This window comes from Pantoea sp. At-9b, assembly GCF_000175935.2.
Taxonomy (GTDB): Bacteria; Pseudomonadota; Gammaproteobacteria; order Enterobacterales; family Enterobacteriaceae; genus Pantoea.
In genome coordinates this window covers 3,045,393-3,069,712 of record NC_014837.1, presented here as the reverse complement: position 1 = coordinate 3,069,712, position 24,320 = coordinate 3,045,393, and the positions used below count along the sequence as shown (strand labels likewise).

The following is a 24,320-nucleotide window of genomic DNA, read 5'->3' as shown; positions in this document are numbered from 1 at the left end:
TCTCTCTTCTTATATTGTGAGCTATGCAAATGTGGAAATGGTTACACCAGTGGGCAAAGCCTGAAAAGCTGTATCGGCTTTGTGGCCGCTTAATTCCCTGGTTCGCGGTACTGGGGGTTGTCACCCTGTTGCTGGGTTGGGTGTGGGGCTTTGGTTTTGCGCCTGCGGATTATCAGCAGGGCGACAGCTTCCGCATTATGTACATCCATGTCCCTGCGGCGATGTGGTCCATGGGCGTCTATGCCTCGATGGCGATTGCGGCGTTTATCGGCCTGGTGTGGCAGATGAAGATGGCTGACCTGGTCTCGGCAGCAATGGCACCGGTTGGGGCGGTGTTCACCTTTATCGCGCTGGTCACCGGTTCCGCCTGGGGCAAGCCGATGTGGGGCACCTGGTGGATTTGGGATGCCCGTCTGACATCGGAACTGGTATTGCTGTTCCTTTATATGGGGGTCATTGCCCTGTATCACGCCTTTGACGACCGTCGTACTGCCGGTCGTGCTGCCGGAATTTTAATTCTGGTGGGCGTGATTAACCTGCCGATCATTCACTTCTCCGTGCAGTGGTGGAACACCCTGCATCAGGGATCGTCCGGTATTCTGCAACAGGCGATTGCGCCGAGCATGCGCACCCCGTTGCGCTGGGCGATCCTCGGTTATCTGCTGGTGTTTATCTCGCTGACGCTGATGCGTCTGCGCAATATGATTCTGTTTACTGAACGTCATCGTCCGTGGGCGATTGAGGTCGCACAGGGGGGGCGCAAATCATGACGCCAGCTTTCTCTTCTTGGCAGGATTTCTTTGCCATGGGCGGCTATGCCTTTTATGTCTGGCTCGCCGTGGTCTTCACGCTGATTCCGCTGATCGGTCTGGTGCTGCACACCGTGCTGTTCCGCCGTCGCCTGCTGGCTGATATTCGCCAGCGTCAATCCAGGGAGCGCCGCATCCGCGCGGCAAAATCGAAAAAAGCCGCCGGTGAAGCGGCAGGAGAAACCGTGTGAATATCCGTCGTCGTAACCGCCTGTACGTGGTGGTGGCGGTGCTGGTGGGCCTCGGCCTCGCCACTACGCTTGTGATGTATGCGCTGCGTTCCAACATTGACCTGTTCTACACCCCGAGTGAAATCCTGTACGGCAAGGGCGAAGAACACCAGAAACCGGAGCCGGGCCAGCGCCTGCGCGTCGGTGGCATGGTGATGCCAGGCAGCGTCAAGCGCGATCCGCAAACCCTCGCCGTCTCGTTCAAGCTGTATGACGCCAACGGCGTGGTGAGCGTCAGCTACGAAGGTATTCTGCCGGACCTGTTCCGCGAAGGGCAGGGCGTCGTCGCACAGGGCGTGCTGGAAGATGGCAATCTGGTGAATGCCAAAGAAGTGTTGGCGAAGCACGATGAAAAATATACGCCGCCGGAAATTCAGGACGCTATGAAGAAAAATCACACAGGACCTGCGGCAACCTATCAGCAGGCAGGTGCTCAATCATGATGCCAGAAATTGGCAGCTTTCTGCTCTGCCTGGCGCTGGGACTGGCGCTACTGTTAAGTATTTATCCGCTGTGGGGCGCGGTGCGTCAGGACGCGCGTTTGATGGCATTGTCTCGCCCGCTCACGGTCGGCATGTTTGCCTGTATCGCGGCGGCGTTTCTGCTGTTGGTGCACGCGTTTATCGTTAACGATTTTACCGTGGCTTATGTCGCTACCAACTCCAACACCTTGCTGCCGGTTTACTATCGCATCGCTGCAACCTGGGGCGCGCACGAAGGTTCGCTGCTGCTGTGGGTGTTGCTGCTAAGCAGTTGGACACTGGCGGTGGCGATTTTTAGTCGCGGTATGCCGCAGGATGCGCTGGCGCGCGTGCTGTCGGTGATGGGGATGATCAACCTCGGTTTCCTGCTGTTTATCACCCTGACATCCAATCCGTTTACCCGCACGTTACCCAACTTCCCGATTGACGGCAGTGACCTCAACCCGATGTTGCAAGATATCGGTCTGATCTTCCACCCGCCGCTGCTGTATATGGGCTATGTCGGTTTCTCGGTGGCGTTTGCCTTTGCTATCGCTTCGTTGATGGCAGGCCGTCTCGATACCGCCTGGGCGCGCTGGTCACGTCCGTGGACCACCGCCGCATGGGTGTTCCTGACCATTGGCATCGTACTGGGTTCAGCTTGGGCCTACTACGAACTCGGCTGGGGCGGCTGGTGGTTCTGGGACCCGGTTGAAAATGCCTCCTTTATGCCGTGGCTGGCGGGTACGGCGTTGATGCACTCGCTGGCCGTCACGGAAAAACGCGGTAGCTTCAAATCCTGGACGGTGCTGCTGGCGATTACCGCCTTCTCGCTGAGTTTGCTTGGGACTTTCCTCGTGCGTTCTGGCGTGTTGGTGTCGGTCCATTCGTTTGCCTCCGATCCGGCGCGTGGCATGTTTATCCTCGCCTTCCTGGTGATTGTGATTGGCAGCTCGCTGCTGCTGTACGCGATTAAAGGCGGCCAGGTGCGTAGCCGGGTACAAAATGAAGCCTGGTCGCGCGAATCGTTCCTGCTGGGTAACAACGTGCTGCTGATCGCCGCGATGTTAGTGGTACTGCTGGGCACTTTGCTGCCACTGGTGCACAAGCAACTGGGGCTGGGCAGTATTTCGGTCGGTGAGCCGTTCTTTAATACGATGTTCACCTGGTTGATGGCACCGTTTGCGCTGATGCTCGGCATTGGTCCGCTGGTGCGCTGGCGGCGTGATGAGCCGCAGAAACTGTGGAAACGCCTCGGCATTGCCCTGGTGGTGACGCTCATCCTTTCCATTGCGCTGCCGTGGTTGTTGCAGGATCGCATTGAAGCGATGACGGTGATTGGCCTGCTGATGTCGATCTGGGTGATCCTGTTGACGTTAATGGAGCTGCACGAACGCGCCACGCATCGCCACACCTTCTTCAAAGGACTGCGCCATCTGACGCGCAGCCACTGGGGCATGGTGCTCGGTCATCTCGGCGTGGCGGTGACGGTGATTGGTATCGCCTTCAGTACCCAGTACAGCGTTGAGCGTGATGTGCGTATGAAGTCGGGCGATAATATTGATATCCACAACTATCACTTCATCTTCCGTGACGTGCACAACCTGCAAGGGCCGAACTACAGCGGTGGCGTGGCGATTATCGATGTGACCCGCAATGGCAAGCCAGAAGCGGTACTGCACGCGGAGAAACGCTTCTATACCGCGGCACGGACCATGATGACTGAAGCGGCGATCAGCGGTGGCTTTACCCGTGATCTCTATGCGGCGCTGGGTGAAGAGTTAGATGATGGCTCCTGGGCGGTGCGTATTTACTACAAACCTTTCGTGCGCTGGATTTGGTTTGGCGGCGTGTTTATGGCGGTGGGTGGCCTGCTGTGTCTGCTCGATCCGCGTTATCGTTCGCGCAAAAAAGCGCAACGGGAGGAACAGGCATGAACAAGAAAATCCTTTTTATCCCGCTGGTGCTGTTTTTATTGCTGGCGGCCGCGCTGCTGTGGCAGTTGACGCGTAATGCCAATGGCGATGATCCGACGCTGCTGGAATCGGCGCTGATCGGCAAGCCGGTGCCGGTATTCAAACTGGAAGCGCTCGATAAACCGGGAAAAATCTACGACCAACAGGTGCTGACCGATGGCAAACCGATTCTGCTGAACGTCTGGGCCACCTGGTGCCCGACCTGCCGTGCTGAGCATGAATATCTCAACACGCTGGCGGAAAAAGGCATCCGTGTGGTGGGCCTCAACTATAAAGACGATCGTACCAAGGCGGTGACCTGGCTGAACACGCTGGGTAATCCCTACGCGCTGAGTCTGTATGACGGTGATGGCATGCTCGGCCTTGATCTCGGTGTGTACGGCGCGCCGGAAACCTTCCTGATTGATGGTAAAGGCATTATTCGTTATCGCCATGCAGGTGATATGAACGAGCGTGTCTGGCAGCAGGAAGTGAAACCGCTGTGGGATAAATACAGCAAGGGGGCAGGGGCGTGAAACGGCTGCTTCTTTTGCTCGTCGGCGTGCTGCTGAGCACCAGCCTGTGGGCAGCGATTGATACTTACCAGTTCGATTCGGTACAGCAAGAGGAACAGTACCGCGATCTGACGGGTTCACTGCGTTGTCCGAAATGTCAGAACAACAGCATCGCCGACTCCAACGCGATGATTGCTGCGGATATGCGCCTCAAAGTGTATGAACTGATGAAGCAGGGCCAGAGTCGTCAGCAAATCATTGATTACATGGTCGCGCGTTATGGCAACTTCGTGACGTATGAACCACCGGTCACGCCATCAACGCTGATCCTCTGGGTCGGCCCGGCACTGTTTGCGGTGCTCGGCGGGCTGATCATTATCCTGCGCAGTCGCCAGCGTAAAACGCGCAGCGAACTGGATGACAACGAACAACAGCGCCTTGCGGCGATTCTGAAGCGTGACGGGAAGCCGTAATGAGTGGATTCTGGATTACCCTGATAGTTTTACTGGCGGCAGCCACCGCACTGTTCCTTAGCGCGGGCTGGCGTCAACGGGTCGCCAGCAATGGCGATCGTGACCGTCTGAACACCGACTTTTATCAGCAGCGCCTGCGCGAGCTGGAGCGTGATGAAGACGAGGGCGTGGTGGCGGAGCGTCCCGAAATGGTGCGCGAGCTGCAACAAACGTTGCTGACCGATGTGCCGCAACAGGATCAGGCGCGCAGCCATCAAAGCAGCCGTTGGATTCTGTTACCGGGTGTCGGTTTACTGGTGGTGGTTTCGCTGGGCATGTATCTGAAAACTGGCGGGCTGGCACAACTGGCGGGCTGGACTTCGGTGCAGCAGGAGTATCCGGCCCTGCGCGCTCGCGTGATGGACCCGCAGGCCAAGCCGCTGACGATGGAAGAACTGGCGCGTTTGCAACTGGGACTGCGCACCTCCTTACAATCCGATCCGCAGAACCTGAATGACTGGACCATGCTGGGGCGTCTCGGCATGGTGCTGAATAACGCCACTGATGCCAGCCAGGCATTCCAGCGCGCGTTGCAACTGGCTCCGAATAATCTGGAACTGCAACAGGATTACGCGGAAGTACTGACGCGCTCCAGCGATCCGCAGGATAATCGCCAGGCCAGCATGTTGTTGCGTGACCTGCTGAAACGCGATCACAGCAATGTGCGCACCCTGAGTTTGCTGGCGTTTAATGCTTTCGAGCAGCAGCAGTATGACGAGGCGATTGGTGCCTGGCAGATGATGCTGAAATTGTTACCGGCGGGTGATCAGCGTATTGCGATGATCGAGCGCAGCATTGAACAAGCAAAAACGGATGCGGGACAGCAAAATACGCACCTGGCATTAACGGTGAGTCTCACGCCGCAGGCAGAAAAAATGTTACCGCAAGGCGGAGTGTTGTATATTTCTGTGACTGACGGTGTATCACCGGTGCCTGTGGCTGTGAAGCGTTTACCGCTCAGCCACTTTCCGTTATCGCTCACGCTGGATGACAGTAACGCTATGATGCCAGACCGTTTATTGTCGGCGCAGCATCAGGTGCAGGTCCGGGTGCGTGTCTCGCGCGATGGTAGCGCCAATCCGCAGTCTGGAGACTGGTTTGGCTTAAGCGCAGCGACGCCCTGGGACGGTCATCAGCAACTGGCTGTAGAGATTAATCAGCAGCAGCCCTGAGGCGATACACCTTAAAATCTGCACGCACAGGGAGAGAATAATGAATTATCGCCTGACCGGTCTGGCGCTGGCCAGTGTACTGCTGGTGGGATGCGCCAGCTCTAAACCGGCTGACAACGATCAACCTGCGCAGCGCAGCGATCCGTTTGAAGGTTTTAACCGCACGATGTTTAACTTCAACTACAACGTGCTGGATCCGTATGTGGTGCGTCCGGTGGCGGTAGCCTGGCGCGATTATGTGCCGGTGCCTGCGCGCAGTGGTTTAAGTAATTTCCTCGGCAACCTCGATGAACCCGCAGGAATGGTCAACGCCTTCCTGACCGGCGAGCCGCGGCGTGCGATGATTCACTTTACCCGTTTCTTCCTGAATACCACCTTAGGTTTGGGTGGTTTTATCGATGTGGCGAGTAAAGCTAACCCGGAACTGGCGCGTGAACAGCCGCACCGTTTCGGCAGCACCCTGGGGCGTTATGGCGTAGGCTACGGTCCTTATGTGGAACTGCCGGCTTACGGCAGCTTCACCATCCGTGAAGATGGCGGCGATTTTGTTGATACGCTCTATCCGGTACTGAGTTGGCTCACTTGGCCGATGTCGATCGGGAAATGGACGCTGGAAGGGGTGGAAACCCGTGCCCAGTTGCTCGATTCCGATGCCATTCTGCGCCAGCAGCAAGACCCGTATGCCTTCATCCGTAACGCCTACTTCCAGCGCCATGACTTCATTGCCAATGGCGGTAAGCTGAAGCCGGAAGAGAACCCGAATGCCAAAGCGATTCAGGGTGAACTCAACGAGATTGATGCGGAATAAAGAAAAAAGCGGCTGAATCAGCCGCTTTTTTTTATGTATAACCGACGCTATCAGAACTTATAGTTAAAGCCCGCCGCGTACAGCATCGCTTTACCTTCCGATCTAAAGGTGTAATCACCTTCTTTAATCGTCACGTTCTGGCCGTGCATGTAGGACACACCGATATCGACGGAAGCATCCTTGTTAAACGCATAGGAAGCACCGGCGCTCAGCCACAGGCGATCCTGGTCGGGGATAGAGATAGAACGTTTATCCGCCGGTACCGGGCTGTCATCAAAGGCGATACCGCCACGGAAAGTCCAGTTATCGTCGTAGAAATAGGTGGTGCCCAGCGCGATGCGATAAGCATCGTGGAAGCCTTCATCTTTATAGAACAGCGTCTGGCCGTTGTTGGTGGCTTTCAGCTCCTGGAACTGACTCCAGCTGGTGTAGGTCAGGCTGTAGTGCACGGCCCATTGCGGTGCGACTTTGTGCCAGCCAGACACTTCCCATTGTTCCGGCAGATTCAGCGTCAGCGAGCCAGGGATAGTCGAGCCACCGGTGGCATACGGCAAACCTAAGCCCAGCGCCTGGTTGACAGGGTTAAGCGAGGTCGGCAGGTTGCTTTTGTAATCGCCATCGAAGTCAATTTTCACTTCAGAACGATAGGTAAAGCCAAAGCGGTTGTTTTTATCCACTTCATACAGGATACCGGCGTTCCAGCCATAACCCCATTCGTTACCTTTCAGATGCGCGATCTGGGTATCTGCCGGGATGCCGAGCGACGATAACGACTCACCGGCATAACGCTCAATCTTCGCCTTCGCATAGACGGCATCAAAACCGATACCAAAGCTAAAATGCTCATTCAGACGATACGCGGTGCTGAGATTGACGTTGGCGGTGGTTAAATCAGTCGTACCACCGTAAGGGCCTGCGGTATAACCGGTATTAAATTCGGTCGCCAGACCGTAGTTGGAGGTGACAGAGGCACCGACCCACCACTGGTCATTGATGGGCTGCACGAAGTGGATATCGGGGATCCACTGGTTCGGGGCGATGTTTTTGGCATCAAGGCTTTTGCCCGACGGGCTGGTACCCGAGATGTTGACATCAGGATCGATATACACAGCGCCAATGGAGAACTCGGGGCGGTCCATTAACGCCATCGTTGCCGGGTTACGGCTGGCAGAGGCGGCGGTATCACCCATCGCACCTTCACCTGAATAGGCACGGCCTAATCCGATTGCTGAAAATTCATTAAGTTGAAAGCCAGCAGCGTAAACATGAGAAGAGACGAGCGCGACTGCAGCTGCCACAGCTGACTTTGCAAACAGGTTCTTATGGTTCATGACCACAACCTCATCAATTATTATTAAACGTTGTTACATCGCGTAACAAGGGACGGCGGATTGTAGGGACTGACGACAGAGACACATATCAGACCAGTGCGACGAGTATAGGTCGGACCTGTGTATTTGTTGCAATAATGTTTTTAAAATATTTCCAATTTGATCGATAAAATCAGATCTGCTTAACAAAATCCTTGCCGTTACGTTCCAGCATAGCGAGTCAAATTTGTTTTGGATCAATTTTTAGTGTGATATTCGTCACTTAGCAGGTTGAGCGTGGCGATGGTGGGGCTTCAGGCGTACACTTTGGGGCAGAAAAAATCCCTTTTTGTCTGTTTTATCGTCAGGAGAAAGCCATGACTGATGCCATTAAGAACTGTAGTGCTACCGAGACCGCAGCCTGCTGCTGCGTTGATGTTGGCACCGTTGTCGACAACACCGATTGCACTGCCAACTGGTCCGGCTTGTTCGCGGACCGCCATGCGGCGGAAGCGATGCTGAAGCACCTGAGTGAACGGGCGCGGCAGGTGGAATCCGAACCCTGTGATATCCGTTCACGGCTGGAGAATGAAGCGGAAGGCGTGCGCCTGAATATCGACTTTATCTTCGCCTGTCAGGCGGAATCGCTGATCTTCCAACTCGGCCTGCGTTAATTCCCCCCACTGCCGGACACCGTTCCGGCAGTGTTTGTTAATTTCGTGTTTCTCCTCGCACTTTTTCCCTCTGCATATTGGCGACTTACGCGCTCCTGGTTAACACTGATGATCAGGTCAGACCTCTTTGGGCAATGACGCCCCGGTCGATAAGCACAGGTGACAGGCAATGAGCAAAGCGCAGCCGCTGCTGACGCGTCAGGGCGAACGCATCGCCATAACCCACGGACTCCGTACCCCCTTTGCCCGTCAGGCGAGTGATTTTCATGGTATCCCGGCGCTGGAGCTGGGACGGATGGTGGTGAGCGAATTAATGGCACGCAGCGAACTGCCGGTCGAGGTCATCGACCAACTGGTGTTCGGCCAGGTGGTACAGATGCCGGAAGCCCCAAATATCGCCCGTGAAATCGTACTGAGCAGCGGGCTGAGTGTTCACACCGATGCGTATAGCGTCAGCCGCGCCTGTGCCACCAGCTTCCAGGCGGTGGCGAATGTTGCAGAAAGCCTGATGGCGGGCACCATTGATGCCGGTATCGCCGGGGGAGCCGACTCCTCTTCGGTGCTGCCGATTGGTGTCAGTAAAACCCTGGCACGTGCGCTGGTCGATCTTAATAAAGCGCGTCGCTTTAGCCAGAAATTGCAGATTCTGCGTCGTCTGCGCCCGCGTGACCTGCTACCGGTACCACCCGCGGTGGCCGAGTACTCCACCGGCCTGCGCATGGGGGATACCGCCGAGCAGATGGCGAAAACCCATGGCATCACCCGCGAGCAGCAGGATGCGTTAGCCCTGCGTTCGCATCAGCGTGCGGCGCGTGCCTGGCAATCTGGCGTGCTGGCCCAGGAGGTGATGCCCGCCTTTGTGCCACCGTGGAAAGCCCCCATCGAACAAGATAACAACGTCCGTTTTAACGCCACTGCTGCGGATTATGCCCGGCTGCGTCCGGCGTTTGACCGCCACCACGGCACGGTCACCGCCGCCAACAGTACGCCGCTCACCGACGGCGCAGCCGCCGTGATTTTGATGCGTGAAGGGCGTGCGCGTGAGCTGGGCATCACGCCGCTCGGTTATCTGCGCAGCTTCGCGTTTAGCGCCATCGATGTCTGGCAGGATATGCTGCTGGGACCGGCCTATGCCTCGCCGCTGGCGCTGGAGCGTGCCGGTATCGGCCTCAACGACCTGACGTTGATCGATATGCATGAAGCCTTTGCGGCGCAAACCCTGGCAAACCTGAAAATGTTTAATGATGAACGCTTTGCACGCGAGGTGTTAAATCGTCCGCATGCGCTGGGTGAGGTGAATGAAGAGCGTTTTAACGTACTGGGAGGATCGATCGCTTACGGTCATCCCTTTGCCGCCACCGGTGCGCGCATGATCACGCAAACGTTACAGGAATTACGGCGACGCGGTGGCGGGCTGGGACTGGTGACCGCCTGTGCGGCGGGTGGATTAGGCACCGCGATGGTACTGGAGGCCGAATAATGAGTGATTCCGCATTTCACCTGCATATGCGCCTCGATCACATCGGGGTGATCACCATTGATGTGCCGGGCGAGAAAATGAACACCCTGAAGGCTGAATTTGTTCCGCAGATCCAGGCGGTGCTGGCGGAAGCGCGACGCGATCCTGAGCTGGCTGGACTGGTGCTGATCTCCGGTAAGCGTGACAACTTTGTGGCTGGCGCGGATATCAGCATGATCGACCGCTGCCGCAGCGCAGAAGAGGCTGAGGCGTTGGCGCGTCAGGGGCAGGAAGTGATGGCGGCGATTGCCGCCTTGCCGTTTCCGGTGGTGGCGGCGATTCACGGTGCCTGTCTGGGTGGCGGGCTGGAACTGGCGCTGGCCTGCGATGCACGCATTTGCTCGCTGGATGACAAAACCCGTCTGGGTTTACCGGAAGTCCAGTTAGGGCTTTTGCCTGGCTCTGGCGGCACGCAGCGTTTGCCACGGCTGATTGGTGTGCAGCAGGCACTGCCGCTGATCCTGACCGGGAAACAGCTGCGGGCGAAGCAGGCATTAAAGTTGGGGCTGGTTGATGATGCGGTCCCACAATCCATTCTGCTGGAAACCGCGCTTGCGCGGGTGCGGCAGGGGAAAAAGACCCTGCGGACGCTGCCGTGTCGTGATCGGCTGCTACAAGGGCCGATCGCCCGGCAAGTGCTGTTCGCGCTGGCAAAGCGCCAGACCGACAGCAAAACCCACGGCAACTATCCCGCAGCCGATCGGATTTTGCAGGTGGTGCGCACCGGGCTGGAGCAGGGCAGTAGCGCCGGGCATGAGGCAGAAGCGCGCGCGTTTGGTCAACTGGCGATGACGCGCGAATCGCTCGCGCTACGCAGTTTATTCTTCGCCTCTACCGCGATAAAGAAAGAGGCGTTTGCCGATGCCGCACCGCGCGAGCTGCAACATATCGGGATTCTCGGTGGTGGGTTGATGGGCGGCGGTATTGCCAGCGTCACGGCTTTGCAGGCCGGATTGCCGGTGCGTATTCGTGACATTAACCTCAGTGGCATCAATCATGCGTTGCAATACAGTTGGGATCGCCTCACGCAGCGGGTGAAACGCCGCCAGATCAAAACGGCCCAGCGTCAGCAACAGATGGCGTTGATCAGCGGTACTCAGGATTATCAGGGCTTTTCCCGACGCGATCTGGTGATTGAGGCGGTATTTGAAGATCTGGCACTGAAGCAGCAGATGGTGGCGGAAATTGAAAGCCATTGCCAGTCACATACCATTTTTGCCTCCAACACTTCATCGCTGCCGATTGGCGAGATTGCTGCCAATGCACAGCGCCCGGAGAACGTTATCGGCCTGCATTTCTTTAGCCCGGTGGACAAAATGCCGTTGGTGGAGGTGATCCCTCACGCCACAACCTCCGCTGCGACGCTGGCGACCACAGTGCAACTGGCGCGTCAGCAGGGTAAAACCGCTGTAGTGGTGGCAGATAAACCGGGCTTCTACGTCAACCGAATTCTGGCACCCTATATAAATGAAGCGATGCGCTGCCTGCTGGAAGGCGAGCCGATCGAACATATCGATCGGGCGCTGGTGAAGTTTGGTTTTCCGGTCGGCCCGTTGCAACTGTTGGATGAGGTGGGGATCGATGTTGGCAGCAAAATTAGCCCGATCCTGCAACAGGCATATGGCGATCGCTTTAGCGCGCCGGAGGCGGTGGCGGCGATTCTGGCTGACGATCGCAAAGGACGGAAAAACGGCAAGGGCTTCTATTTATATCAACGCGCACGTTTCCCGATGAAACGCCGGGCTGATGCGTCGCTTTACCACCTGCTGGGCATCAAACCGCAGGCCAGGCAAAGCGAGGAACAAATTGCCACGCGCTGCGTCATGATGATGCTGAATGAGGCTGCTCGCTGTCTGGACGAAGCAGTGATTCGCAGCGCACGCGATGGCGACATTGCCGCGGTATTTGGCATCGGTTTTCCGCCGTTCCTCGGCGGGCCTTTCCGCTATATGGATCAGTTGGGTGCTGCTGAAATGGTCAATACATTAAACGTCTTAATGCAGCGACACGGCGATCGTTTCGCACCTTGTGACGCACTGATGACAGCGCTACAAGAACAAACGAAATTTTACACTTCCGCACAAATCTGAATAGGCTTACAGATTCAGCGGGTTAGAAAGGCAGTTCGGATAAGGCTTATGCGGTAGCAATCTGAGATATGCTTATTTAATAAACAACCGGTTGACTATACTGAAGCCATTGCGGTAAAACACAGCGTTCATTCGCAGAATGAAGCGTCTGGTGCTGTGGTACCGGATGATATCGACAAACAACAGCGGTGCTTTATGCAAGTTTTTATCATGCGTCATGGCGATGCGGCTCTGGAAGCAGCAAGTGATTCAGTCAGACCACTCACGCTTTGCGGATGCGACGAATCACGCCAGATGGCGAGCTGGCTCAACGGCCAGGCGCTGGATATCGAACGGGTGCTGGTCAGCCCCTATCTGCGTGCCGGGCAAACCCTGGCAACGGTACGCGAAGCTCTGACGCTGCCGGAAGAGCAGGATGTCTTGCCAGAGCTGACGCCGGGCGGTGATCCGGGGCTGGTCGCCTGCTATTTGCAGACGCTGGCGAACGAAGGCGTGAAATCGGTACTGGTGATTTCGCACCTGCCGTTGGTGGGCTATCTGGTTTCTGAGCTGTGCCCGCAGGAAGCGCCGCCGATGTTCGCGACCTCTGCGATTGCCTGCGTCAATTTTGACCCGGCAAACTGCGAAGGCAAGCTGGAGTGGCAGGTCAGTCCCTCAAAACTGGCCAAAGCGATGTAATCCCGCGATGGGCCGCTGCGGCGGCCCAGGCACCCTCAAGGCAACTCTGGTGGTTGCCACTCTTCCACTTCAATCAGCACCAGCAAGGCGGCGTCACCGCCAAACATTTTCGGTGCCTGATGAAACGCCATGACCCACGGATGTTGTGCCAGCCACAGCGGCGTTTGCTGCTTGAGGATGTGTTTGCCGTGGCCGGTCATCACGCTGGCGCAAAACAGATGCTCACGACGACAGGCAGCAATCAGCGCGCCCAGTTCTTGTTTGGCCTGCATCTGGGTTAAGCCATGCAGATCGAGAAAAATCTCTGGGGTATAATCGCCGCGTCGCAGTTTTTTTAACTCATAATGGCTGACATCGGCGCGCACGTAGCGGACCGGACCGTCGCTCGACAGCAGTGGCTGAAACTCGTCAGAAAAGTAATGGCTGTTATCGGCCTGCTCGGAAAGCAGCCTTTTCAACGGCAGTTCACGCGTTTTCACCACCGGTTTATGCACGATGGTATCCTGTTTCAACTTGCGTGTTCCGGTCATTAATTGGCGAAACAGCGCCTGATCGTCCTGGCTTAGCGGCGTCTTCTTACTCATGTCTCAATTGGTATCTTCAGGAATGGCGGGGGATTCTGAGGTCCTACCTTACCTTTAAGTGTTAACAAATGTCAGCTTTTTCGCCTCGCCGCGCTGAATTCTGCCCGGCTTCGTGGCAAACTATCGGCCGATTGATTTTATGGCCTGCTGGAGGGCTACGTGGACAAAATTTTCGTCGATGAGGCAGTCAACGAACTGCACACCATTCAGGATATGCTGCGCTGGGCCGTCAGCCGTTTTTCTGCGGCCGGTATCTGGTATGGTCACGGCACAGACAACCCCTGGGACGAAGCGGTACAACTGGTCCTGCCTACCCTCTGGCTGCCGCTGGATATCCCGGAAGATATGCGCCATGCGCGTTTGACCGCCAGCGAGCGTCATCGCATCGTTGAACGTGTGATTCGCCGCGTCAACGAGCGCATCCCGGTGGCGTACCTCACCAACAAAGCCTGGTTCTGCGGCCACGAGTTTTATGTCGATGAACGCGTGCTGGTGCCACGTTCACCGATTGGTGAATTGATTGACCACCGTTTTGCCGGGCTGATCGCCGATAACCCGAGCCATATTCTTGATATGTGCACCGGCAGTGGCTGCATCGCCATCGCCTGCGCCTATGCCTTCCCGGAAGCTGAAGTCGACGCTGTCGATATCTCGACCGATGCACTGGCCGTAGCCGAACAGAACATCGAAGAACATGGTTTGCTCAACCACGTTACCCCAATCCGCGCCGATCTGTTCCGGGGCCTGCCGGAGGTGAAATACGATCTGATCGTCACCAACCCTCCTTACGTCGATGCCGAGGATATGGATGATCTGCCGGGTGAATATCGTCACGAGCCGGAGCTGGGACTGGCAGCAGGCAGTGACGGCCTGAAGCTGGTGCGCCGTATTCTTGCCTGTGCGCCGAAGTATCTGAGCGAGCAGGGCGTGCTGATTTGCGAAGTGGGCAACAGCATGGTGCACATGATTGAACAGTATCCCGATGTGCCTTTCACCTGGCTGGAGTTCGACAACGGTGGTGACGGCGTATTTATGCTGACTCGTCAGCAAATCGTTGACGCGCAGCATCATTTCTCATTCTTTAAAGACTAAAAGCGAACATCGCAACAAGGAATCAGTATGGCCGGAAACAGCATCGGACAATTTTTTCGCGTAACCACCTTTGGCGAGTCGCACGGTATTGCGCTGGGCTGCATTGTGGATGGCGTGCCGCCGGGCATTCCATTGACTGAGGCCGATATTCAGCACGATCTCGATCGTCGTCGTCCTGGCACCTCGCGCTATACCACTCAGCGCCGTGAGCCGGATCAGGTGAAAATTTTGTCAGGCGTGTTTGAAGGCGTGACCACCGGAACCTCAATCGGTCTGCTGATTGAGAACACCGACCAGCGTTCCCAGGATTACAGCGCAATTAAAGATCTGTTCCGACCGGGCCATGCGGATTACACCTACGAACAAAAATACGGCCTGCGTGATTATCGTGGCGGCGGTCGTTCGTCGGCGCGTGAAACTGCGATGCGCGTGGCGGCGGGAGCCATCGCCAAAAAATACCTGCAAATGAAACACGGTATTCAGGTGCGTGGCTATCTGGCGCAGATTGGCGATGTCGCCTGTGAGCTGAAGGACTGGAGCATTGTTGAAGAAAACCCGTTCTTCTGCCCGGATGCCGACAAGCTGGACGCGCTGGATGAACTGATGCGGGCGCTGAAAAAAGAGGGCGACTCTATCGGTGCTAAAGTGACGGTGATGGCAGAAAATGTGCCTGCGGGTCTTGGCGAACCGGTGTTTGACCGCCTCGATGCCGATCTGGCCCATGCGCTGATGAGCATCAACGCCGTGAAAGGCGTCGAGATTGGTGACGGTTTTGCGGTGGTTAACCAGCGTGGTAGCCAGCATCGCGATGAAATCCGTGCCAACGGCTTCCAGAGCAACCATGCAGGTGGCATTCTCGGCGGTATCAGCAGCGGCCAGACCATCAGTGCAAATCTGGCGATGAAACCGACGTCCAGCATCACGGTACCGGGTAAAACCATTACCCGTGACGGCGAAGAAGTTGAGATGATCACCAAAGGTCGTCACGATCCCTGCGTCGGTATCCGCGCAGTGCCGATTGCTGAAGCGATGATGGCGATCGTGCTGATGGATCATCTGCTGCGCCAGCGTGCGCAGTGTGCTGACGTTAACTCTACTGTTCCACGCTGGTAAATCGATGCGTCGCCTGCTGCTTACCCTTGCCGCGCTGCTCTGTAGCGCCGCCGTCCATGCTGCCACCCCGTGGCAGCAAATTCACCAACCGATTAGCGGTGCGCCGCAGTCCATTGGCAGCTTTGCTAATGGTTGTATTGTGGGTGCCCAACAACTGCCGCTAAACTCGCCCGATTATCAGGTGATGCGTCAGGATCAGCGCCGCTATTTCGGCCATCCCGACCTGATCGCTTTTATTCAGCGTCTCAGTAACCAGGTCCATCAGTTGCAACTGGGGCAGGTGTTGATTGGCGATATGGGGATGGCGGCAGGTGGCCGTTTTAGCAGCGGTCATGCCAGCCATCAAACCGGGCTGGATGTGGATATCTGGCTGCAACTGCCACGCAACCGCTGGACTGCGCAGCAACTGCTGAAACCACAACCCCTTGATCTGGTCGCGCCGGATGGCAAGCAGGTGGTGGCGCGTCATTGGCAGCCGCAGATCGACAGTCTGATCAAACTGGCGGCGAAAGATGATGAAGTAACGCGTATCTTCGTCAATCCGGCGATTAAAAAGCAGCTTTGTGCCGATGCCGGTAGCGATCGTGCCTGGCTGAATAAAGTGCGTCCATGGTTTGCGCATCGTGCGCATATGCATGTACGACTGCGCTGCCCGCCGGGAAGCCTGGAATGTCAGGATCAGCCCGCACCGCCGCCGGGAGACGGTTGTGGTGCCGAGCTGGAAAGCTGGTTCCTGCCGAAACAACCGGGCAGCACCGCGCCAGTCAAAAAAGAACCGCCACCGTTGCCACCTTCATGCCAGGCATTGTTGGATAACCATCTGTTATAACAGGGACGTAAGAAGATTATGGAATGGTTTGTAGCCAGCCCTCTGGTGCTGGTGGTGTTGTTTGGTGTCTCGGTGCTGGCGGCGTTTATTGATTCTATTGCCGGTGGCGGTGGCTTGTTGACGCTGCCGTCCTTGCTGGCGGCCGGACTTTCTCCGGCCCAGGCGTTAGCCACCAATAAACTGCAATCGGTGGGGGGCTCTTTCTCCGCCAGTCTGTACTTTGTCCGGCGTGGGGTGATCAACCTCCGGGCGCAGCGGTTAAATATCGCTATGACCTTTATCGGCGCGATCTGCGGTGCGGTGCTGATCCAGCATATCAAAGCCGATATCCTGCGCCAGATCCTGCCGCTGCTGCTCATCAGTATTGGCTTGTGGTTCTTGTTGATGCCGCGTATCGGTGAACAGGATCGCGCGCAGCGTCTGCACGGTTTGGCTTATGCGCTGGTGGGCGGGGGCTGTGTCGGCTTTTACGATGGCTTCTTCGGTCCCGGAGCCGGTTCATTCTATGCGTTGGCTTTCGTCACCCTGTGTGGTTTCAATCTGGCCAAAGCCACCGCGCACGCCAAGATCCTCAACTTCACCTCCAACTTTGGCAGCCTGCTGTTCTTTATGTTTGGCGGCAAGGTGGTGTGGGGCACCGGCCTGATTATGCTGCTGGGCGCGTTTTGCGGTGCCAGACTCGGCGCGCGTCTGGTATTGAGCCGTGGTCAGAAACTGATCCGCCCGATGGTGGTGACGGTGTCTGCGGTGATGAGCGCCAAACTGTTATGGGATAGTCACGGCAGCGCGTTGCTGGCATGGATGGCCACCCTGTGATCAAACACTCGTCAATACCGGCAGCCGATGCGACAATGACGCCGGTTTTCAACAGAACAATGACATCATGAGTACAACACATCATTACCAGCAGCTGATTAGCGTGTTCGATAGCTGCTTTCAGGATGAGTTTCAGACGCGTCTAATTAAAGGCGATGACGAACCCATTTATCTTCCCGCTGATGAAACCTCACCGTGGCATCGCATTGTCTTTGCCCACGGTTTTTACGCCAGCGGCATGCATGAAATCTCCCACTGGTGTATCGCCGGTGAGGCGCGGCGCAAACTGGTCGATTTTGGTTACTGGTATTGCCCGGATGGGCGCGATGCGCAGACGCAAAACCAGTTTGAATCGGTGGAGATTAAGCCGCAGGCGCTGGAGTGGATGTTTTGTATGGCGGCGGGCTTTCCCTTCAACGTAAGTTGTGACAATCTCGAAGGAGATTGTGAGCCAGATCGCATTGCGTTTCAGCGTAAGGTGCATGCCCAGGTGATGACCTACCTTGAGCAAGGCATCCCGGCGCGTCCGGCGCGGTTTATTCAGGCATTACGAGATTATTACGGCACCCCTGCGCTGACTGCGGCACAGTTTCCCTGGCCGGAAGATCTGTGACCATTAATGAAGGAAAATTGAGATGATCGTAGAATTTGAGTCACGCATTTTGGCGCTGATTGACGATATGGTGGATCACGCCAGTGACGACGAATTGTTTGCGGGCGGTTATCTGCGCGGACATCTGACGCTGGCGGTGGCCGAAATTGAACAAAGCGGCGAACACACGCCGGAAGCGTTGCAGATTCAGGTCACCAACAGCCTGCAAAAAGCCATTGCTGCCGGTGAGCTGTCACCGCGCGATCAGGCGCTGGTGGTCGGTATGTGGGACAACCTGTTTAACCAGGCGCGTCAATCCGCCTGATGCCTCGGGGCGCATCAGCGTCCCGCCTTCTTGCCTTTCAGTAACTTCCTTACCCAGTAGCGATTCGGATTCAGTGCCGTCAGCGTGGCGGCATCCAGCGGTTGCGGCTCGCCACTCATCTGCGCCGCCAGCACTTCTGCGGCCAGCGGAGCGCTGCACAATCCCCGCGATCCCAAGGCACCCAGCACAAACAATCCCGTATAAAGCGGGGCAGTGGCGATCGCGGCGCCTTGCGCCCGCTGCTCCGCCAGCGTGGCGTATTGCTGCAGGGTTGCGTCGTAGTCCGGCGCGCTACCGACCATCGGTAGATGGTCACGCGTGGCACAACGCACGCCGATACGCGCCTCACTGCCGCTGACATCCACCTGAGCTGGCCAGTCGGCGGCGGGCAGGCAATTGATCAGCCGCTGGCGATTCTCCTGCTGATCATCGGCTCGATAATCGGTTGTGGTATCGCCACGATGATAGCTGGCCCCGATGCAATGGGTTGCGTAGTTTGGGCTGACGGGGGTGAGATAGCCGTCGTAGCACAACACGCTGCGCAATGCACCCAGTGCGGGGTTGGTTGGCACGTGGCTGACCTGGCCCGCAACCGCATATACCGGCAGATCCCGGCTCTGGTCAATATCCAGTAACGCATGACCATTCGCCAGCACCACCTGCTGATGCTGTACGTCGGGTTGTTGCGCAAAACTCAGCGTCCAGCCCTGTTCCTGCGGCGAAAGTCGGGTCACGCGATGCAACCAGTGCACACGTAATCCCAGCGTTTGCGCGTACTCCAGCACATTGCTGGTCAGTTCCGATGGCGACAGCCAGCCACCGTGTGGGTAGTAAATCCCCCCCATCGCCAATGGCACACCTGCCAGCGCTTCCGCTGCTTCTTTATTAACGCCGTAAGCGATGTCATGCGGCAGCCCCATGTTCAGCATCTGGGCGATTTTGTCGGCGCTTTTCTCGTCCCATCCCAGTTGCAGTACACCGCTCCAGTCATGTTCGAACGCGACCGGCAGCGCATCATAGAGACGTCGGGCAAAGCTGAACGCGGCGGGGAAAAAGGTTGCCAGCGCCGGATCATGCTGGTTGAGCAGCGGATAAAGCGCTCCCTGGCGGTTACCCGATGCGCCCAGCGCGGCGGCGGCATCGGCACAATACAGGGTGACGCGCCAGCCACGACGCAGCAGCGCCAGCGCCAGCACCGCACTGGCGACGCCCCCGCCAACCAGTGCTACTTCCTGGCTTTTTGCCTGCGGGCGGGCATACCACGGCTGGCGTTGGGGCAGGGCCGGAGCATCGCTGAGCTGGCCGGTCAGCATCTCGCGTTTATGGCCAAAGCCTTTGCGTTTGCTGATGTGAAAACCCGATGCCTGTAAACCGCGCCGGACAAATCCGGCCGAGGTAAAGGTTGCCAGCGTAGCGCCAGGGCGCGCCATTCGTGCCATCGCGGCAAATAAACCGGCTGTCCACATCTCCGGATTTTTCGCCGGGGCAAAGCCATCAAGGAACCAGGCATCCACCTGGCGATGCAAACTGTCATCAAAGGTATCAATTAGCGCGTTAATATCGCCTAACCACAGGTCAAGGGTGACCTCGCCGCCGCCAAACAGCAGACGCTGGCAGCCCGGCAAGGCTGCGGGCCACTGTTGTTGCAGCTGGGCGGCCCACGGTTGCAGTTCCGGCCAGTGCGCATGTGCTGCCACCAGATCTGCCTGCGTCAGCGGGAATTTTTCACAGCTGATAAAGTGCAGACGCTTCAGGCGGGCGTTGGGATGCTGGCGGCGAAAATGGTCGAAGGCCTGCCACAAGGTGAGAAAGTTAAGCCCGGTGCCGAAGCCACTTTCCGCCACAATAAACAGGTCACGATCGTGTTCAGGGAAACGTTGCGGAATGCCATTACCCGCAAGGAAAACATAGCGCGTCTCCTCCAGACCATTGTCGTTGGAGAAATAAACGTCGTCGAAGGCTTGCGAAACAGGTGTACCCTGTTCGTTCCAGTTCAGTTGTGCGTGTTCAACCGGGGATAACTTCAAGGGAAAGGCTCATATTTCAGGCAGTGGCGTGATTTTAGCGAGTGCCGTCACATGACGCAAATTTACAAAAGGAAATGGCTGATCGGACTTGTTCGGCTTACAACTGTAAGCTAGAGTGCACGTCAATCCAAAAGAAGTGGAATGAGGACTATTTGAATGAAACGTGCAGTGATTACTGGCCTGGGTATCGTTTCCAGCATTGGTAATAACCAGCAAGAGGTGCTGGCATCTCTGCGTGAAGGCCGTTCTGGCATTACTTTCTCCGAAGAGATGAAAGAAGCCGGTATGCGCAGCCACGTATGGGGTAATGTAAAACTGGATACGAACGGGCTTATCGATCGCAAAATCGTGCGTTTTATGAGTGATGCCTCTATTTACGCTTACCTTTCTATGGCGGAAGCCATCAAAGATTCTGGCCTGACCGAAGAACAGTATCAGAGCAACCCACGTGTGGGTCTGATCGCCGGTTCTGGTGGCGGTTCTCCGCGTTTCCAGGTGTTCGGTGCTGACGCCATGCGTAGCCCGCGTGGCCTGAAAGCGGTTGGCCCCTACGTGGTGACCAAAGCGATGGCTTCTGGCGTTTCCGCTTGCCTGGCCACGCCGTTCAAAATCCACGGCGTAAACTACTCGATCAGCTCCGCCTGCGCCACCTCGGCACACTGCATCGGTAACGCAGTTGAGCAGATCCAGTTGGGCAAACAGGATGTGGTATTTGCTGGCGGCGGCGAAGAGCTGAGCTGGGAAATGGCCTGTGAGTTCGATGCCATGGGCGCACTCTCCACCAAATACAACGAAACGCCGGAAAAAGCGTCGCGTACCTATGACGCAAACCGTGATGGCTTCGTCATCGCTGGCGGCGGCGGTATGGTCGTGGTTGAAGAACTGGAACACGCACTGGCGCGTGGCGCGCATATCTATGCGGAAATCGTTGGCTACGGCGCAACCTCTGATGGCGCGGATATGGTCGCACCGTCAGGTGAAGGCGCAGTGCGCTGCATGAAGATGGCGATGCAGGGTCTGGATACGCCGATCGATTACCTGAACAGCCACGGCACGTCTACCCCGGTAGGCGATGTGAAAGAGCTGGGTGCGATTCGTGAAGTGTTCGGTGACAACACACCGTACATCTCTGCCACTAAAGCCATGACCGGCCACTCACTGGGTGCGGCAGGCGTGCAGGAAGCGATCTACACCCTGCTGATGCTGGAGCACAGCTTCATCGCGCCAAGCATCAACGTGGAAGAACTGGATGACGCGGCGAAAGGCATGAATATCGTGACTCAGCCGACAGAAAAAGCGCTGACTACCGTGATGTCTAACAGCTTCGGCTTCGGCGGCACCAACGCCACCCTGACGATGCGTAAATATCCGGCATAACATCCGTTCGCTTGCTTGCACGAGGGTCGGTTAATCCGGCCCTCGCTGTTTTGACATTCTTCGCTTCGCTTGCCACAATCAATTCCCTCATCCCGTAATACGTAAGCGTTCACGTGAATCAACGCACCCGTTTCTGTTAATCACAGGAGACGTGCGTGTGTCTGGTTTTCGCCTGCATGGCACGTCTCAGAACAAGGAGTTACGTCCATTATGTCTACTGCTGCCGATGCGCAGACGCAATCTGTGTTTCCTTTAGCCTGCACCTCCTTTGCGGTATTCCTGACCTATCTGACGGCGGGATTGGCGCTGCCAGTGATCCCATTGTATGTCCACCAGGAGCTGGGCATGAACAACGTCATGGTTGGCGTGGCGGTGGGGATTCAGTTCTTTGCCACGTTGCTGACGCGCAGCTTTGCCGGACGGCGGGCGGATCAGCACGGGGCCAAACTCACGACCCAACATGGCATGATGGCGATTGCGCTGGTGGGCGTGGCTTATCTGGCGGCGGCGCTGTTGCCAGTGTCACCGTGGGGGAAGTTTGGCCTGCTGGCGCTAGGCCGCCTGCTGCTGGGCTTTGGTGAAAGCCTGTTGCTGACCGGTAATCTCACCTGGGGCATGGGGCTGGTGGGGAGTCGGCGTTCCGGGCTGGTGATGTCGTGGAATGGGATGGCGATTTATGGATCGCTGGCCGCTGGGGCACCGCTCGGATTGCTGGTTCATCAGTACGCCGGATTTGCCGCCTTGGGGGGCGTGGCGCTGCTGTTGCCGTTGCTGGCGCTGGCGATGAACAGCTGGATTGCCCCAGTGCCGGTGATGGGCGGTGAACGTCCTTCGCTGTTTAGCGTGGTGAAAACCATCTTTCAGCCGGGTCTGGCTCTGGCGTTGCAGGGCACCGGTTTTGCGGTGATCGGTACCTTCACCTCGTTGTACTTTGCTGCGCAGCAGTGGGGCAATGCCGGTCTGGCGCTCACCGCCTTCGGGTGTGCTTTTGTGCTGGTGCGGGTGTTGTTTGGCGGCCTGCCGGATCGTCACGGTGGGGTGCGGGTCGCGATGGTGTCTCTGCTGGTTGAGGCCATCGGCCTGACGCTGCTGGCGCTGGCCGGGCAGGGCTGGGTCGCCTTGCTGGGGGCGGCGTTGACCGGCAGCGGCTGTTCGTTGATCTTCCCGGCGTTGGGCGTGGAGGTGATCAAACGCGTCTCACCGCAGATTCGCGGCACCGCGCTGGGCGGTTTCTCGGCGTTTCAGGACATTGCTTACGGTGCCAGCGGCCCGTTGACCGGATTACTGGCCACGGCGCTGGGTTACGGTTCGGTCTATGCCGCAGGTGCCTGCTGCGCGGTTCTGGGCATCGTGGTCACCTGGCGTTTTGCCCGGAGCGCGACAACAGCGTAACCAGCTTATCGCAGGCACTGACAATTTCACCGGGTGTCAGTGCGGCGAAACCCAACAGCCAACCCGGCTGCCACGCCGGTCCCGCATACAGCGGCGACAGCCGTGGCAGCTGCAATCCTAATGCTTGCCCTTGGGCGGTGAGCGTCGCTTCTTCCCCCTGTAATAACCGTACTGTCAGTTGCAAGCCGCCGGTCGCCGGGAACGCTGCCAGCCACGGGGCACAGCGCGTGCTGAGTTGTTGGAGCAGCACATCACGACGGCTGTGGTACAGCTGGCGCATCAGGCGCAGGTGGCTGGCGAAATGTCCCTGCTGGATAAATTCGGCGGTGATCGCCTGTGGCAGCAACGCGCTGTGGCCGTCCAGCACGCTGCGGGCACGGCCCAGCGCATCTACCAGCGCGGGAGGCACCACCATCCATGCCAGTCGCAGCGAGGGAAATAAGGATTTGGAAAATGTCCCAAGACTGATCACCCGGCTATCCGCTTCCAGTCCTTGCAACGCCGGTTGCGGACGTTCGTCATAGTGAAATTCGCTGTCGTAATCATCCTCAATCAGCCAGCTCTGCTGCTGACGCGCCCAGGCCAGCCACGCAAGGCGACGTGCGAGACTCATCGGTGTCCCGGTCGGATAATGGTGTGACGGGGTGAGATAGACCAGCTTTGCGTTGCCATCGAGTGGCACGGCACCGGCGGCATCCAGCGGCATCGCCCGGCAGCGGGCACCCGCAGCGAGAAACGCATTGCGCGCACCGGGATAACCCGGTTCCTCCAGCCAGACATCGTCGCCACTATCCAGAAACATCAACGCCAGCAACTGTAACGCCTGCTGGGAGCTGGTCAGGATCAACACTTGCTCGGCGCTACAGCGTACACCGCGTGACAGCGCCAGATAATCAGCCAGCGCCTGGCGTAGCGGCGCATAGCCACCAGGGTCGCCATACCCCATCACTTGACTGCCGAGTGAACGTTGTACGCTGGCGCTGATGCGACGCCAGGTGGTATGCGGAAAGGCGCGTAGTTCCGGCGAACCGGCGGCAAAGGCAGAGGGAAAAGGCGGGTCCTGACACCCCCCGGTCGCCAGAACCTGGCTGCCACGCGCAGAAAAGCGCAGGCCACTGCGCGGCTGCTCTTGCGGCGTGCGCGGCGGCATAGCAATCGCAACAAACGTGCCACGTCCGCTGTGACGTTGCAGATAGCCTTCACTCTCCAGTTGGGCATAGGCGGCCTCCACCGTTACCCTTGAGAGGCTGAGGTCACTGGCGAGCTGACGACTGGAAGGGATCTTCTGCCCGTAACGCAGATGGCCGCTGGCAATCGCCTGACGTAATGTCGCGCACAACCGTTCGCGCAGACCGCCCTGGCTTTGATGGCTGAACAGGGTCAGCAGAGGGGATGGTGTCATAGTGGTCTTATCATCGGGTGAAAAGTGGTATCAATATG

24 protein-coding genes are annotated in these 24,320 nt (G+C 57.4%); 20 read left to right on the top strand and 4 right to left on the bottom strand.

All coding sequences use genetic code 11. The features are described from left to right. The first annotated feature begins 29 nt into the window (after positions 1 to 29). The 8 genes from PAT9B_RS14080 to mlaA are packed head-to-tail and all read left to right on the top strand — an operon-like array spanning position 30 to position 6,462. Positions 30 to 770: a heme ABC transporter permease gene (locus PAT9B_RS14080; protein ID WP_013509951.1), complete on the top strand. Its 741-nt coding sequence runs from the start codon at positions 30 to 32 to the stop codon at positions 768 to 770. Beyond that, positions 767 to 1,000 (top strand): heme exporter protein CcmD, encoded by a 234-nt coding sequence (gene ccmD / locus PAT9B_RS14075; RefSeq protein WP_013509950.1) that lies wholly within the window; start codon positions 767 to 769, stop codon positions 998 to 1,000. The genes PAT9B_RS14080 and ccmD overlap by 4 nt, the downstream gene beginning before the upstream one ends. After that, complete coding sequence (gene ccmE, locus PAT9B_RS14070) at positions 997 to 1,482, top strand: cytochrome c maturation protein CcmE (protein ID WP_013509949.1); 486 nt, start codon at positions 997 to 999, stop codon at positions 1,480 to 1,482. The genes ccmD and ccmE overlap by 4 nt, the downstream gene beginning before the upstream one ends. Next, a complete protein-coding gene (locus tag PAT9B_RS14065; RefSeq protein ID WP_013509948.1) occupies positions 1,479 to 3,437 on the top strand; it encodes a heme lyase CcmF/NrfE family subunit in 1,959 nt (652 codons plus the stop codon). The genes ccmE and PAT9B_RS14065 overlap by 4 nt, the downstream gene beginning before the upstream one ends. Then, positions 3,434 to 3,991, top strand: a complete 558-nt coding sequence (locus PAT9B_RS14060; RefSeq protein WP_013509947.1) for a DsbE family thiol:disulfide interchange protein — start codon at positions 3,434 to 3,436, stop codon at positions 3,989 to 3,991. Before PAT9B_RS14065 ends, PAT9B_RS14060 begins: the two co-directional genes overlap by 4 nt. Beyond that, positions 3,988 to 4,443, top strand: a complete 456-nt coding sequence (locus PAT9B_RS14055; RefSeq protein WP_013509946.1) for a cytochrome c-type biogenesis protein — start codon at positions 3,988 to 3,990, stop codon at positions 4,441 to 4,443. The genes PAT9B_RS14060 and PAT9B_RS14055 overlap by 4 nt, the downstream gene beginning before the upstream one ends. Then, complete coding sequence (gene ccmI, locus PAT9B_RS14050; RefSeq protein WP_013509945.1) at positions 4,443 to 5,654, top strand: c-type cytochrome biogenesis protein CcmI; 1,212 nt, start codon at positions 4,443 to 4,445, stop codon at positions 5,652 to 5,654. The genes PAT9B_RS14055 and ccmI overlap by 1 nt, the downstream gene beginning before the upstream one ends. Before the next feature lie 40 nt (positions 5,655 to 5,694). Continuing rightward, positions 5,695 to 6,462: a phospholipid-binding lipoprotein MlaA gene (mlaA, locus tag PAT9B_RS14045; RefSeq protein ID WP_013509944.1), complete on the top strand. Its 768-nt coding sequence runs from the start codon at positions 5,695 to 5,697 to the stop codon at positions 6,460 to 6,462. A gap of 50 nt (positions 6,463 to 6,512) precedes the next feature. On the opposite strand, the gene fadL is transcribed toward mlaA, so the two are convergent. Beyond that, positions 6,513 to 7,793, bottom strand: coding sequence for a long-chain fatty acid transporter FadL (gene fadL, locus PAT9B_RS14040; RefSeq protein WP_013509943.1), 1,281 nt, complete (start codon positions 7,791 to 7,793; stop codon positions 6,513 to 6,515). A 356-nt stretch (positions 7,794 to 8,149) separates the two neighbouring features. Between fadL and PAT9B_RS14035 the strand changes: the two genes are divergently transcribed. The 4 genes from PAT9B_RS14035 (at position 8,150) to sixA (ending at position 12,733) form a co-directional block, all read left to right on the top strand. Continuing rightward, entirely contained in the window at positions 8,150 to 8,446 is a 297-nt protein-coding gene (locus PAT9B_RS14035) for a YfcZ/YiiS family protein (RefSeq protein ID WP_013509942.1), read from the top strand. Positions 8,447 to 8,615: 169 nt separating this feature from the next. Then, positions 8,616 to 9,926 (top strand): acetyl-CoA C-acyltransferase FadI, encoded by a 1,311-nt coding sequence (gene fadI / locus PAT9B_RS14030; protein ID WP_013509941.1) that lies wholly within the window; start codon positions 8,616 to 8,618, stop codon positions 9,924 to 9,926. Then, positions 9,926 to 12,055 carry a fatty acid oxidation complex subunit alpha FadJ gene (gene fadJ, locus PAT9B_RS14025; protein ID WP_013509940.1) on the top strand — a complete coding sequence of 710 codons (2,130 nt, stop codon included), beginning with the start codon at positions 9,926 to 9,928 and terminating at the stop codon, positions 12,053 to 12,055. The genes fadI and fadJ overlap by 1 nt, the downstream gene beginning before the upstream one ends. A gap of 195 nt (positions 12,056 to 12,250) precedes the next feature. Further along, positions 12,251 to 12,733 carry a phosphohistidine phosphatase SixA gene (gene sixA / locus PAT9B_RS14020; protein ID WP_013509939.1) on the top strand — a complete coding sequence of 161 codons (483 nt, stop codon included), beginning with the start codon at positions 12,251 to 12,253 and terminating at the stop codon, positions 12,731 to 12,733. A gap of 35 nt (positions 12,734 to 12,768) precedes the next feature. Here sixA and smrB read toward each other — a convergent pair whose 3' ends face one another. Then, a complete protein-coding gene (gene smrB, locus PAT9B_RS14015) occupies positions 12,769 to 13,317 on the bottom strand; it encodes an endonuclease SmrB (protein ID WP_013509938.1) in 549 nt (182 codons plus the stop codon). 159 nt (positions 13,318 to 13,476) lie between these two features. Here smrB and prmB point away from each other — a divergent pair, with 159 nt between their 5' ends. The 6 genes from prmB (at position 13,477) to PAT9B_RS13985 (ending at position 18,084) form a co-directional block, all read left to right on the top strand. Then, entirely contained in the window at positions 13,477 to 14,409 is a 933-nt protein-coding gene (prmB, locus tag PAT9B_RS14010) for a 50S ribosomal protein L3 N(5)-glutamine methyltransferase (protein ID WP_013509937.1), read from the top strand. A 27-nt stretch (positions 14,410 to 14,436) separates the two neighbouring features. After that, complete coding sequence (aroC, locus tag PAT9B_RS14005; RefSeq protein ID WP_013509936.1) at positions 14,437 to 15,522, top strand: chorismate synthase; 1,086 nt, start codon at positions 14,437 to 14,439, stop codon at positions 15,520 to 15,522. Between the two features lie 4 nt (positions 15,523 to 15,526). Then, a complete protein-coding gene (mepA, locus tag PAT9B_RS14000; RefSeq protein ID WP_013509935.1) occupies positions 15,527 to 16,351 on the top strand; it encodes a penicillin-insensitive murein endopeptidase in 825 nt (274 codons plus the stop codon). A gap of 18 nt (positions 16,352 to 16,369) precedes the next feature. Beyond that, complete coding sequence (locus tag PAT9B_RS13995) at positions 16,370 to 17,167, top strand: sulfite exporter TauE/SafE family protein (protein WP_013509934.1); 798 nt, start codon at positions 16,370 to 16,372, stop codon at positions 17,165 to 17,167. A 67-nt stretch (positions 17,168 to 17,234) separates the two neighbouring features. Further along, a complete protein-coding gene (locus PAT9B_RS13990; protein WP_013509933.1) occupies positions 17,235 to 17,780 on the top strand; it encodes an elongation factor P hydroxylase in 546 nt (181 codons plus the stop codon). 22 nt (positions 17,781 to 17,802) lie between these two features. Then, positions 17,803 to 18,084 (top strand): YfcL family protein, encoded by a 282-nt coding sequence (locus tag PAT9B_RS13985; protein ID WP_013509932.1) that lies wholly within the window; start codon positions 17,803 to 17,805, stop codon positions 18,082 to 18,084. A 14-nt stretch (positions 18,085 to 18,098) separates the two neighbouring features. Here the strand turns inward: PAT9B_RS13985 and mnmC are convergent, their stop codons facing one another. Next, positions 18,099 to 20,111 (bottom strand): bifunctional tRNA (5-methylaminomethyl-2-thiouridine)(34)-methyltransferase MnmD/FAD-dependent 5-carboxymethylaminomethyl-2-thiouridine(34) oxidoreductase MnmC, encoded by a 2,013-nt coding sequence (mnmC, locus tag PAT9B_RS13980; RefSeq protein ID WP_013509931.1) that lies wholly within the window; start codon positions 20,109 to 20,111, stop codon positions 18,099 to 18,101. A 156-nt stretch (positions 20,112 to 20,267) separates the two neighbouring features. On the opposite strand from mnmC, the gene fabB reads away from it, so the two are divergent. Both fabB and PAT9B_RS13970 read left to right on the top strand, forming a co-directional pair. Beyond that, positions 20,268 to 21,488: a beta-ketoacyl-ACP synthase I gene (gene fabB, locus PAT9B_RS13975; protein WP_013509930.1), complete on the top strand. Its 1,221-nt coding sequence runs from the start codon at positions 20,268 to 20,270 to the stop codon at positions 21,486 to 21,488. Between the two features lie 210 nt (positions 21,489 to 21,698). Continuing rightward, positions 21,699 to 22,880 carry an MFS transporter gene (locus PAT9B_RS13970; RefSeq protein ID WP_013509929.1) on the top strand — a complete coding sequence of 394 codons (1,182 nt, stop codon included), beginning with the start codon at positions 21,699 to 21,701 and terminating at the stop codon, positions 22,878 to 22,880. On the opposite strand, the gene PAT9B_RS13965 is transcribed toward PAT9B_RS13970, so the two are convergent. After that, positions 22,843 to 24,282, bottom strand: a complete 1,440-nt coding sequence (locus PAT9B_RS13965) for a PLP-dependent aminotransferase family protein (protein WP_013509928.1) — start codon at positions 24,280 to 24,282, stop codon at positions 22,843 to 22,845. The genes PAT9B_RS13970 and PAT9B_RS13965 overlap by 38 nt on opposite strands. Positions 24,283 to 24,320 lie beyond the last annotated feature (38 nt).

Excerpts from the sequence above, each read along its gene's own strand:
- PAT9B_RS14080 (WP_013509951.1), top strand. The coding sequence starts at position 30 with ATGTGGAAATGGTTACACCAGTGGGCAAAGCCTGAAAAGCTGTATCGG.
- ccmD (WP_013509950.1), top strand. The coding sequence starts at position 767 with ATGACGCCAGCTTTCTCTTCTTGGCAGGATTTCTTTGCCATGGGCGGC.
- PAT9B_RS14065 (WP_013509948.1), top strand. The coding sequence starts at position 1,479 with ATGATGCCAGAAATTGGCAGCTTTCTGCTCTGCCTGGCGCTGGGACTG.
- PAT9B_RS14060 (WP_013509947.1), top strand. The coding sequence starts at position 3,434 with ATGAACAAGAAAATCCTTTTTATCCCGCTGGTGCTGTTTTTATTGCTG.
- ccmI (WP_013509945.1), top strand. The coding sequence starts at position 4,443 with ATGAGTGGATTCTGGATTACCCTGATAGTTTTACTGGCGGCAGCCACC.
- mlaA (WP_013509944.1), top strand. The coding sequence starts at position 5,695 with ATGAATTATCGCCTGACCGGTCTGGCGCTGGCCAGTGTACTGCTGGTG.
- fadL (WP_013509943.1), bottom strand. The coding sequence starts at position 7,793 with ATGAACCATAAGAACCTGTTTGCAAAGTCAGCTGTGGCAGCTGCAGTC.
- PAT9B_RS14035 (WP_013509942.1), top strand. The coding sequence starts at position 8,150 with ATGACTGATGCCATTAAGAACTGTAGTGCTACCGAGACCGCAGCCTGC.
- fadI (WP_013509941.1), top strand. The coding sequence starts at position 8,616 with ATGAGCAAAGCGCAGCCGCTGCTGACGCGTCAGGGCGAACGCATCGCC.
- fadJ (WP_013509940.1), top strand. The coding sequence starts at position 9,926 with ATGAGTGATTCCGCATTTCACCTGCATATGCGCCTCGATCACATCGGG.
- sixA (WP_013509939.1), top strand. The coding sequence starts at position 12,251 with ATGCAAGTTTTTATCATGCGTCATGGCGATGCGGCTCTGGAAGCAGCA.
- smrB (WP_013509938.1), bottom strand. The coding sequence starts at position 13,317 with ATGAGTAAGAAGACGCCGCTAAGCCAGGACGATCAGGCGCTGTTTCGC.
- aroC (WP_013509936.1), top strand. The coding sequence starts at position 14,437 with ATGGCCGGAAACAGCATCGGACAATTTTTTCGCGTAACCACCTTTGGC.
- mepA (WP_013509935.1), top strand. The coding sequence starts at position 15,527 with ATGCGTCGCCTGCTGCTTACCCTTGCCGCGCTGCTCTGTAGCGCCGCC.
- PAT9B_RS13995 (WP_013509934.1), top strand. The coding sequence starts at position 16,370 with ATGGAATGGTTTGTAGCCAGCCCTCTGGTGCTGGTGGTGTTGTTTGGT.
- PAT9B_RS13990 (WP_013509933.1), top strand. The coding sequence starts at position 17,235 with ATGAGTACAACACATCATTACCAGCAGCTGATTAGCGTGTTCGATAGC.
- PAT9B_RS13985 (WP_013509932.1), top strand. The coding sequence starts at position 17,803 with ATGATCGTAGAATTTGAGTCACGCATTTTGGCGCTGATTGACGATATG.
- fabB (WP_013509930.1), top strand. The coding sequence starts at position 20,268 with ATGAAACGTGCAGTGATTACTGGCCTGGGTATCGTTTCCAGCATTGGT.
- PAT9B_RS13970 (WP_013509929.1), top strand. The coding sequence starts at position 21,699 with ATGTCTACTGCTGCCGATGCGCAGACGCAATCTGTGTTTCCTTTAGCC.
- PAT9B_RS13965 (WP_013509928.1), bottom strand. The coding sequence starts at position 24,282 with ATGACACCATCCCCTCTGCTGACCCTGTTCAGCCATCAAAGCCAGGGC.